This window comes from Microbacterium sp. X-17 (genome assembly GCF_039615055.1).
In genome coordinates, this window is the sequence record NZ_JBDHNI010000003.1 from 147,789 (window position 1) to 159,960 (window position 12,172).

13 protein-coding genes and 1 pseudogene are annotated in these 12,172 nt (G+C 72.7%); 7 read left to right on the forward strand and 7 right to left on the reverse strand.

The window, feature by feature from the left end; translation table 11 throughout:
- Nucleotides 1-12: 12 nt before the first annotated feature.
- Nucleotides 13-978, reverse strand: coding sequence for a 1-phosphofructokinase (locus tag ABCS02_RS15030; protein WP_345836475.1), 966 nt, complete (start codon nucleotides 976-978; stop codon nucleotides 13-15).
- Nucleotides 975-1,760, reverse strand: a complete 786-nt coding sequence (locus tag ABCS02_RS15035; protein ID WP_345836476.1) for a DeoR/GlpR family DNA-binding transcription regulator — start codon at nucleotides 1,758-1,760, stop codon at nucleotides 975-977. The genes ABCS02_RS15030 and ABCS02_RS15035 overlap by 4 nt, the downstream gene beginning before the upstream one ends.
- Nucleotides 1,761-1,890: 130 nt before the next feature.
- Between ABCS02_RS15035 and rlmC the strand changes: the two genes are divergently transcribed.
- On the forward strand, nucleotides 1,891-3,021 hold the full coding sequence (gene rlmC, locus ABCS02_RS15040; protein ID WP_345836477.1) for a 23S rRNA (uracil(747)-C(5))-methyltransferase RlmC: 1,131 nt from the start codon (nucleotides 1,891-1,893) through the stop codon (nucleotides 3,019-3,021).
- Here the strand turns inward: rlmC and msrA are convergent.
- From msrA to ABCS02_RS15060, 4 genes are all read right to left on the reverse strand, one after another.
- Complete coding sequence (msrA, locus tag ABCS02_RS15045) at nucleotides 3,018-3,530, reverse strand: peptide-methionine (S)-S-oxide reductase MsrA (protein ID WP_345836478.1); 513 nt, start codon at nucleotides 3,528-3,530, stop codon at nucleotides 3,018-3,020. The genes rlmC and msrA overlap by 4 nt on opposite strands.
- Nucleotides 3,530-4,000, reverse strand: a complete 471-nt coding sequence (msrB, locus tag ABCS02_RS15050) for a peptide-methionine (R)-S-oxide reductase MsrB (RefSeq protein WP_345836479.1) — start codon at nucleotides 3,998-4,000, stop codon at nucleotides 3,530-3,532. The genes msrA and msrB overlap by 1 nt, the downstream gene beginning before the upstream one ends.
- A gap of 103 nt (nucleotides 4,001-4,103) precedes the next feature.
- On the reverse strand, nucleotides 4,104-4,919 hold the full coding sequence (locus tag ABCS02_RS15055) for a type IV toxin-antitoxin system AbiEi family antitoxin domain-containing protein (RefSeq protein ID WP_345836480.1): 816 nt from the start codon (nucleotides 4,917-4,919) through the stop codon (nucleotides 4,104-4,106).
- A gap of 188 nt (nucleotides 4,920-5,107) precedes the next feature.
- Nucleotides 5,108-6,316, reverse strand: a complete 1,209-nt coding sequence (locus ABCS02_RS15060) for a mechanosensitive ion channel domain-containing protein (protein ID WP_345836481.1) — start codon at nucleotides 6,314-6,316, stop codon at nucleotides 5,108-5,110.
- Nucleotides 6,317-6,488: 172 nt separating this feature from the next.
- Here ABCS02_RS15060 and ABCS02_RS15065 point away from each other — a divergent pair, with 172 nt between their 5' ends.
- Complete coding sequence (locus ABCS02_RS15065) at nucleotides 6,489-7,484, forward strand: SDR family oxidoreductase (RefSeq protein WP_345836482.1); 996 nt, start codon at nucleotides 6,489-6,491, stop codon at nucleotides 7,482-7,484.
- A 60-nt stretch (nucleotides 7,485-7,544) separates the two neighbouring features.
- Nucleotides 7,545-8,177 (forward strand): annotated as a pseudogene (locus ABCS02_RS15070) (protein-L-isoaspartate(D-aspartate) O-methyltransferase); the annotation flags it as partial.
- Nucleotides 8,178-8,241: 64 nt separating this feature from the next.
- Here the strand turns inward: ABCS02_RS15070 and ABCS02_RS15075 are convergent.
- Nucleotides 8,242-8,982 (reverse strand): gamma-glutamyl-gamma-aminobutyrate hydrolase family protein, encoded by a 741-nt coding sequence (locus tag ABCS02_RS15075; RefSeq protein WP_345836483.1) that lies wholly within the window; start codon nucleotides 8,980-8,982, stop codon nucleotides 8,242-8,244.
- A gap of 126 nt (nucleotides 8,983-9,108) precedes the next feature.
- Between ABCS02_RS15075 and ABCS02_RS15080 the strand changes: the two genes are divergently transcribed.
- Genes ABCS02_RS15080 through ABCS02_RS15095 form a run of 4 tightly spaced genes read left to right on the forward strand, consistent with a single transcriptional unit; the run spans nucleotide 9,109 to nucleotide 12,172 of the window.
- Nucleotides 9,109-9,756 (forward strand): TPM domain-containing protein, encoded by a 648-nt coding sequence (locus ABCS02_RS15080; RefSeq protein WP_345836484.1) that lies wholly within the window; start codon nucleotides 9,109-9,111, stop codon nucleotides 9,754-9,756.
- Between the two features lie 16 nt (nucleotides 9,757-9,772).
- Nucleotides 9,773-10,420 (forward strand): NADPH-dependent F420 reductase, encoded by a 648-nt coding sequence (locus ABCS02_RS15085; protein WP_345836485.1) that lies wholly within the window; start codon nucleotides 9,773-9,775, stop codon nucleotides 10,418-10,420.
- On the forward strand, nucleotides 10,417-11,364 hold the full coding sequence (locus ABCS02_RS15090; protein WP_345836486.1) for an arginase family protein: 948 nt from the start codon (nucleotides 10,417-10,419) through the stop codon (nucleotides 11,362-11,364). Before ABCS02_RS15085 ends, ABCS02_RS15090 begins: the two co-directional genes overlap by 4 nt.
- Before the next feature lie 22 nt (nucleotides 11,365-11,386).
- Nucleotides 11,387-12,172, forward strand: a complete 786-nt coding sequence (locus ABCS02_RS15095) for a crotonase/enoyl-CoA hydratase family protein (protein WP_345836487.1) — start codon at nucleotides 11,387-11,389, stop codon at nucleotides 12,170-12,172.

A 12,172-nucleotide genomic window follows, 5' to 3' on the forward strand; every position in this document is an offset into this window, starting at 1 on the left:
GCGCGTTCGGGTTCAGGGATGGAGTGCGGCGACCCGGAGGTCGCCGGTGGGCAGGTCGGCCGGTCGGGGCGCCTGGGTGCCGGGCAGCGAGGCCGCGGCCGAGCCGTAGCGGATCGCGTGCACGAGCCGCTCGGAGGGGGTGGCGCCGGCGACGTCGGCCAGCAGGAAGCCGGCCAGCGCGCTGTCGCCCGCGCCGACGGTGCTCCGCACGCGGATGCGCGGGGCGTCCGCCACGAAGCCGCCGTCGGCGGTCACGAGGACGGAGCCGAGGGCGCCGAGCGTGACCAGTGCGGCGCCGGCCTGCTCGGGGACGAGCGTGCGGGCGACGGCGAGGACCGCCTCCGGGAGCTCGCCGGACTCGCCGAGCTCTCCGGACGTGAATGGGGAGCCGGTGAGCTCGGCGAGCTCGTCCTCGTTGGGCTTGATGAGGTCGGGGTGGCCATCGAAGACCGCGGCCCGCAGTGCCTCCCCGGATGTGTCCACCGCGATCAGCGGCGCGGCGTCCGCCCAGCGCTCGCGCACGGCGCGGATGACGGTCACGTAGAAGTCGTCGCCCGCGCCGGGCGGCACCGAGCCGGCGAGCACGAGCCAGCGCGCGCCGGCGCAGGCCTCGACGACGGCCTCCACCAGCGCGGTGGCGTCGGCGGCGTCGAGGGCGGCGCCGGGGAGGTTCAGCTTGGTGGTGACGCCTGCGGGGTCGGTGATGGTGAGGTTGGCGCGGGCGTGGCCGTGGATGGCGACCGTGCGGACCGGGACGGCGGCCGAGCGGAGCACGACGCCGAACGGGTCGTCCGCGGCGAGCGGGAGCACGGCGAGCGCCGGCACCCCGGAGGCCGCGACGACGCGCGCCACATTGATCCCCTTGCCGCCGGCGTCCTCACGCGACGACGCCGCGGACTGCACCTCGCCGGGACGCAGCGGCGCGCTCAGCGTGACGGCCCGGTCGAGGGACGGGTTGGCGGTCAGGGTGACGATCATGCCTGCACGACCTTCACGCCGGAGGCGGCGAGCGCGTCGGCGAGCTCGCCGTCCGGCGCCCGGTCGGTCACCAGCACGTCCACCGCGTCGAGCGGCGCGAACGAGACCAGCGACTCCTGCTGGAACTTGGTGGAGTCCGCGACGACGACGACGCGCCGCGCGGCCCGGACGATGGCCTCCTTGACGGCGGCCTCCTCCGGGTCGGGGGTGCTGAGTCCGAAGCCTGCGGAGACGCCGTTGACGCCGACGAAGACGATGTCGGGCCGCAGCGACTGGATGGAGCGGACCGTCGCCGCGCCGACCGCCGCTGCCGTGACCCCGCGGATGCGGCCGCCGACGACGGTGAGGGCGACGCGATCGGCCGCCGCGAGGGCGGGAGCGAGGGTGAGCGAGTGGGTGACGACCTCCGCCTCTCCCCCGGTGGCGGACAGCCGGGCGGGCAGAAGCTGGGCGACGGCCGCGGTCGTGGTGCCCGCGTCGAGATAGAGGGAGCCGCGGAAGGCGTCGCCGAGGACGTCGAGGGCGCGGGCGGCGATGCGCTGCTTGGTGTCGGCGCGCAGGCCCGTGCGCTCGAAGACGGAGGCCTCGGCGGTGCTCACGCGCTCCAGGGCGACGGCGCCGCCGTGAACGCGGCGCAGGGCGCCCGCGGTCTCCAGCGCGTCGAGGTCGCGGCGGACGGTCTCGGTGGTCACCCCGAACCGCTCGGCGAGCTCGACCACGGCGACGCGGCCCTCCTCGAGCAGCAGCCGCTCGATCAGCTCTTGACGCTCCGTTGCATACACGCGGGACCTCCTTTGGTTTCCCACACATTACAACACGAAACAACATCTTGCAAGAGAATTCTTTGTGGTTGTTTCTGTGTTTTCGTGCGGCGATGTGGGAATCGCGGGGCCACGTACAATCGTTCGCGGAATGGACTGCTCGTACTTCGACGCCGGCGTGTGCCGCTCGTGCACGCTGATGGGCGTCCCCTACGCCGAGCAGCTCGCGGGCAAGGACCGCCACTCGCGCGAGCTCCTGTCCCCGTTCGGAGACGCGGTCTGGCTGCCGCCGGTCGCGAGCGCCGAGTCCGGGTACCGCAACAAGGCGAAGATGGTCGTCTCCGGCACCGTCGACGCGCCGACCATCGGCATCCTCGACGAGGCGGGACGCGGCGTCGACCTGCGCGAGTGCGGGATCTGCGCGCCCGGCGTCCGGGCTGCGCTGCCCGTGCTCGCCGACTTCGTGACCCGCGCCCGGATCGAGCCGTACAGCGTGCCCGACCGCCGCGGCGAGCTCAAGTACGTGCTGGTGACCCTCTCCCCCGACGACGAGCTGATGGTGCGGTTCGTCGTCAGGTCGGAGGAGTCCGTCGGCCGCATCCGCGCCCTGCTGCCCGAGCTGCTGGCCGCGCTGCCCCATGCGCGGGTCGTGACCGTGAACCTCCAGCCGGAGCACAAAGCGGTGGTGGAGGGCGAGCGCGAGATCGTGCTGACCGCCGAGTCGTCGCTCGTGATGCGGGTGGGCGGCATCCCGCTCCGGCTGCGCCCGCAGAGCTTCTTTCAGACCAACACCGCCGTCGCCGAGGCGCTGTACGCGCAGGTCGCCGCCTGGGTGGACGAGGTGTCGCCGGCGAGCGTGTGGGATCTGTACTGCGGCGTCGGCGGCTTCGCCCTGAACGTGGCGGCGCCGGGCCGCCGGGTGGTCGGCGTGGAGACCAGCACGGAGGCCGTGCGGAGCGCCCGCGCGACGGCCTCCGCGGCCGGGTTGCCGTTGGTGGCGTTCCGGGCGGGTGACGCGACCGCGTTCGCGCTGGGGGCGAAGACCGCGCCCGAGCTGGTCATCGTCAACCCGCCGCGGCGCGGCATCGGAGCCGAGCTCGCGGGCTGGCTCGAAGGCTCCGGCGTTCCGAGCGTGGTGTATTCGAGCTGCAACCCGAAGAGCCTCGCCCACGACCTGGCGCGGATGCCGTCGTACCGCATCCGCACCGGCCGCGTGCTCGACATGTTCCCGCAGACCGGGCACCAGGAGGTGGCGGTGCTGCTGGAACGGGCCCGGGACTAGCTCGCCGCGGCCTCTCGGCGCGGGAGCTTCCAATCCGGGCGGGCGAAGTGGCAGGTGTAGCCCCACGGGATGCGCTCCAGGTAGTCCTGATGCTCGGGCTCGGCCTCCCAGAACGGCCCGGCCGGCTCCACCTCGGTGACGACCTTGCCCGGCCAGAGACCGGACGCGTCCACATCGGCGATGGTGTCCTCGGCGACGCGGCGCTGCTCGGCGTCCTCGTAGTAGATCGCCGACCGGTAACTGGTGCCGACATCGTTGCCCTGCCGGTTCTTCGTCGACGGGTCGTGGATCTGGAAGAAGAACTCCAGGAGGTCGCGGTAGCTGACCTTCTTCGGGTCGAACTCGATCTCGATCGCCTCGGCATGGGTGCCGTGGTTGCGGTAGGTGGCGTTGGGCACGTCGCCGCCGGTGTAGCCGACGCGGGTGCTCACGACGCCGGGGCGCTTGCGGATGAGGTCCTGCATGCCCCAGAAACATCCTCCGGCCAGGATGGCCTTCTCGGTCGTCATCAGTGGTTCTCCTCGTTCTCGTTCTCGTTCTCGAAAAGGTGGCGGTAGTCGCCGTAGCCCTGCTCGTCCAGCTCGGAGAGCGGGACGAACCGGAGCGCGGCGGAGTTGATGCAGTAGCGGAGTCCGCCGGCCTCGGCGGGCCCGTCGTCGAACAGGTGCCCGAGGTGGCTGTCGCCGTGGGCGGAGCGCACCTCGGTGCGGACCATCCCGTAGGTGCGGTCGGTCTTCTCCACGATGTTGCCCGGCTCCACCGGCACGGTGAAGCTCGGCCACCCCGAACGGCTGTCGTACTTGTTCACGGACGCGAAGAGCGGCTCCCCCGACACGATGTCGACGTAGAGCCCCGCCTCGTGATTGTTCCAGAACTCGTTGCGGAAGGCGGGCTCTGTCGCCGCCTCCTGGGTGACCGCGTACTGCGCGGGGGTGAGCCGCGCGACGGCGTCCTGGCTCTTGCGGTAGTCCTGTGTCACGTTTCCTCCTGAGTGCGGCGAGCGCTGGCTGCGGCGCCGTCAGTAAGGAGAACAGCGGAGGGCGCCGGGTTGGTCCCTGGGTTGCTGTGAGTTCGCTGAGGGGCTACACCACCTGCACGATGCGGTCGATCGCGGCCTCCACCCTCGGCCAGTCTCCGACCACCTGGCGCGCGGTCACCCGGAGCCGGCGGTGCCCGAGCTCGGCGAGCGTGGAGTCCCTCAGCCGGTCGCGCTCGAACGCGCCCGCGACGCTGTGGAAGGCGTAGCCGTCGACCTCCAGGTACAGCTCGCCGTCGACCCGCATGTCCACCCGGCCGACGCCGCGCACGTGCACCTGCTGCTCGACCCGGTGCCCGCCACGCTCCAGCCGCTGCCGCACGAGCGACTCGACCCCGGAGTCCGAGCCCGGCCGCGCGAGCGCCGCCCGCTCGCGCGCGTCCCTCGGCGCGTCCTCCAGGATCCGGCGCAGTCCGGAGGGGCTGACGAGCCCTGCCGTGAGCGCCGTGTCGAACGCCGCGACCGCCGTCTCCTCGTCGGCGCACCGCGCCACGGACCGCAAGCAGTCGGCGAGCGACACCCGCCACAGTTCGGGATGCTCCTCGGCCGGCCGCCAATGGCAGACGAGGCCGGGCGGCGCACCGCGCGACTGCGGCGACAGCGTCACGTGCGTCCGCCGATCCGAGCCGGACCAGAGCCCGTAACTGGCGCAGGCCGAGACGCACGACAGCCGCGCTCCCGCTCGGACGGCCTCCAAGGCCACCCCGCCGAGGAGCGGAGACGCGTAGACGCCCCTGCGGACGCGATCCACCGCGCCGCCGCGCACGGCGCGCTTCAGGTCCTCGGGCGTCGCGCCCGCCATCCGGAGCTGGTGGGTGGTGGCCGCGCCACCGAGTTCTCTGAGCCGATTCATCCAGGTCATGGACCGATCCTGGACGCGGGAGGGCGGTGACGGGGCCCATTGCGCGAATCTGTGGAGAACCCGCTGGCGCGGGCGGGTGGTGTGAACAGGAGACACGATCTGAATCTCCTTCCGATGGGGGTTCGGAAGGAGGTTGAGGGGGTGTCGCAGGAATTCCTCCTGCTGGCGGGGCGGGTGGGGGGCGGGGGTTAGTCGGCGGGGTCGGCTTGGCGCTCGTCGGTGCGGGTGGGGTCGGGGAGGATGGGGATGGCGTCGGTGAACTGGGAGGCTCGCTGCTCCTTCTCGGGGGTGCCGCCGAAGAGGCGGCCCTCGCCCTCCTGGGCGGTGCGGGCGCGGGAGCTCGGCACCTGGGTCTCGGGGGTCTCCACGATCTCCACGCGCTTGCGCGGCAGCGCGGCGTCGGAGTAGCGCTGCATCCAGTCGATCAGGCGCTCCCGCACGTGGCAGCGCAGGTCGAACAGGGTCGGGGCGTCCTTGCCGGTGACCAGGACGCGCACCCGCACCCAGCCCTGCGTGGCGTCGGTGACCTGGAGGACGCCGGTACGGCCGTCCCACAGGTCCGTCGCGGCCAGGATGCGGTTCAGCTCCGCGCGCATCCCGGACGGCGACACCCGCCAGTCGAGGTCGAACTCCACCGAGCCGAGGAGCTCGCTGTGCTGGCGCGTCCAGTTCTCGAACGGCTTCGTCGTGAAGTACGTCGACGGCAGCACCAGCCGGCGGTCGTCCCAGATGTGCACCACCACGTACGTGAGCGTGAGCTCCTCGATGGTCCCCCACTGCTGCTCGACCACCACGACATCGTCGATCCGGATGGCGTCGCTGAAGGCGAGCTGGATCCCGGCGAACAGGTTCGCCAGGCTCGACTGCGCGGCGACACCGGCGATCACACCGATTATCCCCGCCGACGCCAGCAGGCTGGCCCCCGCCGCCTGCAGCACGGGGAAGGTCAGCAGGATCGCGGCCAGCCCGATCACGACGGCCGCCACGACCGTCAGCCGCCGCAGCACGAGCACCTGCGTGCGCACCCGGCGGGCGTACCGGTTGTCCGGGACGTCGACCCGGTAGCGGGTGAGCCCGAGGTCCTCCGCGAAGACCACCAGCGCCGCGAGGAACCAGGTGCCGGTGGCGATGGCGAGGATCAGGAAGGTGTGCTGGATGACGCCCACCCAGTCCGGCGGCACGTCCGGCGGCAGGGTCAGCGTGACCGCGATCCACAGCACGATCACCGCCAGGAACAGCCGGAACGGCACCCTCGCGCGCTTCACCAGCACAGCGGGCCATTGGCGATGGCGGCCGACACCGCGCAGGATCGCCCCGACGATCGCCGTCACCACCACGGCGGCGACGATGGCGATGAGGCACGCGATCACGAGTGAGGGCCAGGTTCGCAGTGGCACGGCGGGAGGGCTCCTTCCCTGGTCGGCGGGGTGGACGACCTGCACTGTACGCGGGAGGCGACGGGACCTTAACCTCGGGGGCCGTCGGGGCGTTAGTCTGGGTCGTCTGGGGGCGTGGCCGGCGACGGCCGCGAACCTGTCGGGACCGCCGGCGACGATGCGAGGAGCAGGGATGACAGCGACACGGACACTCTTCATCGGCGGCACAGGGGTCATCAGTTCCGCGTGCGTCGCCCGGGCGCTCGACCAGGGCCACGAGGTCACGGTCGTGAACCGCGGGAACAGCGACCTGCGTCCCCTCCCGGACGGCGTGGAGGTGCTGCACGCCGACATCCGCGACCCGGAGAGCGTCCACAGCGTGCTCGGCGAGCGCAGCTTCGACGTCGCGGCGGAGTTCCTCGCCTTCACGCCGGAGCACATCCGCACCGACTTCGACCTGTTCGAGGGCAGGGTCGGCCAGTACGTGTTCATCTCCTCCGCGTCGGCGTACCAGACCCCGCCCGCGCGGATGCCGGTGGTCGAGTCCACGCCGCTGCGCAACCCGTTCTGGCAGTACTCCCGCGACAAGATCGCCTGCGAGGACCTCCTGGTCGAGTCGTATCGCGAGCGCGGCTTCCCGATCACCATCGTGCGCCCGTCGCACACCTACGACCGCACCATGATCCCGACCAGCGGGCACTGGACCGACCTGGAGCGGATGCGCCGCGGGGCGCCGGTCGTGGTGCACGGCGACGGCACGAGCCGGTGGACGATCACGCACAACACGGACTTCGCGGTCGCGTTCGTCGGGCTGCTCGGCCGTCCGGAGGCCGTGGGCGACTCCTTCCACATCACCTCGGACGAGGCGCCGACCTGGGACCAGATCTACTGCTACCTCGCCGAGGCGCTGGGCGTGGAGGCCGAGCTCGTGCACGTCGCGAGCGAGACCATCGCCGCCGTCGTCCCCGACCTCGGCCCCGGCCTCCTCGGCGACAAGGCGCACTCCATGCACTTCGACAACGCCAAGGTGAAGGCGCTGGTGCCCGAGTACCAGGCCAGGGTCACATTCGCGCACGGCGCGGGCGAGATCGTGGACTGGTACCTCGCCGACGCCTCCCGCCAGCGACTCGACCCCGACCTCGACGCGGCCTTCGACCGCCTCGTCGACCACGCGCGCTCGGTGGTCTGAGCGGGCTTCAGGACCGGCGCCCCGCGGTGGTTCAATAGCCGTACGAACAGGGAATTCAGCGCCGAACGCGAGCGGATGGTCGAGGAGCAACTCCGCCTCCGCGGGATCGAGGACCAACGGGTGCTCGACGCGATGAGACGCGTGCCACGGCACGAGTTCGTCCCGGAGGGCGCGGAGCGGTACGCCTACGAGGACCACCCGATGCCGATCGGCGACGGCCAGACCATCTCGCAGCCCTACATCGTCGCGCTCATGCTGGAGGCCGCCAGGATAGGCCCGGAGGACGCCGTGCTCGACGTCGGCACCGGCTCCGGCTATGCGGCAGCGGTCGCCGCGGAGCTCGGGCACAGGGTGGTCAGCATCGAACGCCATGCCGAGCTGGCCGTCACTGCGGCGGCGACGCTGGAGGCGCTCGGCTATCGCGTGAACGTCGTGACCGGCGACGGGACGCTCGGCTGGCCCGCGGGCGCGCCGTACGACGCGATCGTCGCGGCGGCGACCGGTCCGACCGTGCCGCGGGCGTGGCCCGAGCAGCTCGCACCGGGCGGCCGCATCGTGATGCCGGTCGGGCATCCGGGAGGCGCCCAGCACCTGGCCGTGTTCGAGCGCGCCGCCGACGGCTCGCTGCGCGAGCGCAACCTCGGCGCGGTCGCGTTCGTCCCGCTCATCGGCGACGACGGCTGGACCGTCTGACATTCGTGCCGAATGGCGTGTTTCGCCCCGGGATTCGCGCCATTCGGCACGAATGCGCGGCGCGTCAGGCGGCGAGGGAGGCGCGCACGGGGGCGCGGAGCGCTCCGAGCAGCGCGGCGAGCTGACCCGCCGGGGCGGCCGGGTCCTCCGGGTGCCACTGCACCGCGAGGATGGGGGCGCTCTCGTGCTCGATCGCCTCGACGTGACCGTCCGGCGCGCGCCCGGTGACGCGGAGGCCCGCTCCGACGACATCCACCGCCTGGTGGTGCGCGCTGCGCACGGCGACCACGGGGCCGCCGAGCAGCTCCTCCACGCGGCTGTCCGGCTCCAAGAGCACGGGATGCGTGGTGAGCACCTCCGGGATGGGGACGCCGCGGCGCACGTGGTCGGACTCCCCCAGGTCCTGCACGAGCGTGCCGCCGAGCGCGACGTTGACGATCTGCAGGCCGCGGCAGATGCCGAGCAGCGGGAGGCCGCGCTCGATCGCGCGGTGCACGAGCGCGAGCTGGGCGGCGTCAGCGGTCTCGCGGTGCAGGCTCTCGTGTGGGTAGCCCGCCGAGCCGCCGTAGAACCGCGGTGCGATGTCCTCGCCGCCGACGATCACCACGGCGTCGGCGCGCTCGGTCGCGGCGAGCAGGGCGTCCGTGCCGCCGTCGGCCGCGAGCCGGGAGACGGTCCAGCCGTCGGCCTCCACCGCGCGGACGACTCCCCCGACGAGCACCTGCACGTACGCGTGGTACTCCGGGTCGTGGCCGCGGAAGCGCGTCGCCTCGACGACGGCGAGGGTGCGGGCGGCCGGGGACATGACAGCCATTCTGCGGCGGCCTCCGCCTGCACGCACCCGGGCGCGTAACAGGTCGAAACAGTGACACGGCACGGAGCGCGCTCCTAGACTCGGCTCGATGACAGGAAAGCTCGGGAGAGTGGGTGAATGTCTGTGCACCGTTCGCTGATCGGGCGTCGCGCGCTCATCGCCCTCCTGCTCGTGGCGGGCGCGGTGTCCGCGCCGCTCGTCCTGTCCGCGCCCGCAGCTCACGCGGTGCGCACGGCGGACCCGGTCGACTTCGGCTCCGGGCATGTCGTGGACCAGGCGAGCGTGCTCTCGGACGCCGACGTGGACACGATCGAGGCGGCGTCGGCCTCCCTCTATAAGGACCACGGCGTCCGCCTCTACGTCGCGTACGTCGACCAGTTCACCAACCCGACCGACGAGGAGGACTGGGCCAACGAGACCGCCGCCCGCAACGGCCTCGGCCCGACCGACTACCTGCTCGCGGTCGCGACGGACGGGCAGACCTACTACCTGTCCGGCGACAGCAGCGGGCCGGTCAGCGATCGCGAGCTGACCACCATCGAGCAGACGCAGGTCGAGCCGAAGCTGCGCACACAGGACTGGACGCCCGCCGCGGTCGCCGCCGCGCAGGGACTCGGCGCGGCGGTCGGCGACAGCGGCGGGGCCCTGATCTTCTGGGTGGCGCTGGCGGTCGTCCTGGTCGTCGGCGGAGTGGTGCTGTGGCTGGTCTTTCGGCGTAGGCGCGGCGCGGCGCAGATCGTGGAGCACAGGGAGGGCGCAGCATGACGACGACGGGTGCATCATGACGACGTTGGGCCTGGTCGGGGCCGGCCGGATCGGCAGCCAGCTGGCGCGCCTCGGGATCGCGCACGGCTACGACATCGTCATCAGCAACTCGCGGGCGCCGCAGTCGCTCGCCGCGCTGGTCGGCGAACTCGGCCCGCACGCGCGCGCCGGGACCGTGACGGAGGCCGTCCAGGCCGGTGACATCGTCGTCGTCGCCATCCCGCTGCGCTCGATCGCCTCGCTGCCCTCCGCCGCGTTCGCCGGCAAGGTCGTCATCGACACCGGCAACTACTACCCGGCCCGCGACGGCGTCATCCCCGAGCTGGAGGACGGCCGCGAGACGGTGTCCGGGCTGCTGCAGCGCGTCCTGCCGCAGGCGAGCGTCGTCAAGGCGTTCAACCACATCCCGGCGCCGAACCTGACAGCGGACGCCGCGCCGCCCGGCACCCCCGGCCGCCGCGCCCTCGCGATCGCGGGCGACGACGACGACGCGAAAGCCCTCGTCTCCGAGCTGCTGGACGAGTTCGGCTTCGACGTGGTCGACCTCGGCCCGCTCGCCGAAGGCTGGCGGTTCGAGCGCGACATGCCCGCCTACGGCCAGCACCTGACCGCCTCCGGCCTGCGCAGCGCGGCCGCGGCGGCGACACGGAAGGAAAAAGGATGAGCCCGGCATCGTTCCTCGTCGTACCGCAGTGGCAGGGCTCCGGCTCCTCCCGGGCGATGCGGCTGATCGACGGCGCGGAGGCCATCCGCGGCGACCTCCCCGCGAACGCGACCCACGCTGTGGCGGTCCCCGCAGCGGCGGGAGAGGCGCTGGGGACCGGCGTGCTGCGGTATTCGTCGCTCAGCCTGGTTCGCGAGCTCGCGGCGGCGGAGCTGGCGGTGCTGGAGGCGCCGGTCGTCACGATCGGCGGCGATTGCGGCGCCGACCTCGCCGGAGTGCAGCACGCGGTTCAGTCGCATCCGGCCGGGTCGGTCGCCGTCGTGTGGTTCGACGCGCACGGCGACCTCAACAACGTGTCGACGTCGCCGTCCGGCGCCTTCCACGGCATGGTCGTGCGCTCCCTCCTCGGCGACGGCCCGGACGGGCTGGCGTCGACCGGGGCGGCGCGCCTGCACCACGAGCAGCTCGTCCTCGCGGGCACGCGCGCCCTCGACGACGGCGAGTCGGCGTTCGTGGAGCGGATGGGGATCCGGGTGGTCGCGCCGGGCGAGTTCGACGACCCGGAGGCACTGGTGCGGGCGGTGGAGGCGACCGGCGCCACGTCCGTCTACCTGCACATCGACCTCGACGTGCTCGATCCGTCCGCGATCGACGGCATCGGGTTCCCCGAGCCGTTCGGGGTGTCGCCGGAGCAGCTCACGGATGCCGTCCGGGCGCTGCGCTCGCGGTTCGAGCTGGCCGGGGCCGCGATGACGGAGTTCGCGCCGGAGTCGCCGGACGCGGCGGGGCGCGACCTGAGCGTGATCCTGCGGGTGCTCGGCAGCCTGACGGCGCCGTTGAAGAACGGCGCGGCGGCCGGCAGCCCGGTCGGCGGAAGTTCCTCCACAGATCACCGGCCGCGCCACTTGTCCACGGATACCGCGCCGCCGGATGACGTCCGGTGATCCCGCCGGTAGCTTGAGAGGCATGAGCGAACCGAAGATCCTGACCGAGCGGCGCGGCCACGTGCTGCTGATCGGCCTCAACCGTCCCGACAAGCGCAACGCGGCGGACTACGAGCTGCTGAACGCGCTGGCGGAGGCCTACGGGGAGCTCGACCGCGATCCCGGGCTGCGGGCCGGCGTCGTCCACGCGATCGGCGACCACTTCACCGGCGGGCTCGACCTCGCCGACGTCGGACCGCGCATCGGCCCGGAGGGGCTGTCGTTCGTCGGCGACACGGGCGTCGACCCCTGGGGCGTCTCCGGCCCCCGCGTCAGCAAGCCCGTCGTGGTCGCGGTGCAGGGCACCTGTCTCACACTGGGCATCGAGCTCATCCTCGCGGCCGACGTCACGGTCGCGGCGCGGTCCACGACGTTCGCGCAGATCGAGGTCGCCCGCGGCATCCTGCCGTTCGGCGGGGCGACCATCCGGTTCCCGCGCGCGGCCGGGTGGGGCAACGCCATGCGGTACATCCTCACGGGCGACCCCTTCGGCGCCGACGAGGCGTACCGGATGGGGCTCGTCCAGGAGGTGGTCGACGACGGCGCGCAGCTCGGCGCCGCGCTCGCCATCGCCGAGCGGATCGCCGCCCAGGCTCCGCTGGCCGTGCAGGCGACGCTCGCGAACGCGGTCACCGCCGTGCGCGACGGCGACGCAGCGGCCGAGGCCGCGCTGCAGCCGGCGCTCGTCCGGCTGGCGGGCAGTGAGGACTCCCGCATCGGCATGCAGGCCTTCCTCACCCGCACCACTGCGGAGTTCGTCGGGCGCTGA

Bases quoted from the DNA above. Each gene is read 5' to 3' on its own strand.
- ABCS02_RS15030 (WP_345836475.1), bottom strand. From the start codon at position 978: ATGATCGTCACCCTGACCGCCAACCCGTCCCTCGACCGGGCCGTCACG.
- rlmC (WP_345836477.1), top strand. From the start codon at position 1,891: ATGGACTGCTCGTACTTCGACGCCGGCGTGTGCCGCTCGTGCACGCTG.
- msrA (WP_345836478.1), bottom strand. From the start codon at position 3,530: ATGACGACCGAGAAGGCCATCCTGGCCGGAGGATGTTTCTGGGGCATG.
- ABCS02_RS15055 (WP_345836480.1), bottom strand. From the start codon at position 4,919: ATGACCTGGATGAATCGGCTCAGAGAACTCGGTGGCGCGGCCACCACC.
- ABCS02_RS15065 (WP_345836482.1), top strand. From the start codon at position 6,489: ATGACAGCGACACGGACACTCTTCATCGGCGGCACAGGGGTCATCAGT.
- ABCS02_RS15075 (WP_345836483.1), bottom strand. From the start codon at position 8,982: ATGTCCCCGGCCGCCCGCACCCTCGCCGTCGTCGAGGCGACGCGCTTC.
- ABCS02_RS15080 (WP_345836484.1), top strand. From the start codon at position 9,109: ATGTCTGTGCACCGTTCGCTGATCGGGCGTCGCGCGCTCATCGCCCTC.
- ABCS02_RS15085 (WP_345836485.1), top strand. From the start codon at position 9,773: ATGACGACGTTGGGCCTGGTCGGGGCCGGCCGGATCGGCAGCCAGCTG.
- ABCS02_RS15090 (WP_345836486.1), top strand. From the start codon at position 10,417: ATGAGCCCGGCATCGTTCCTCGTCGTACCGCAGTGGCAGGGCTCCGGC.
- ABCS02_RS15095 (WP_345836487.1), top strand. From the start codon at position 11,387: ATGAGCGAACCGAAGATCCTGACCGAGCGGCGCGGCCACGTGCTGCTG.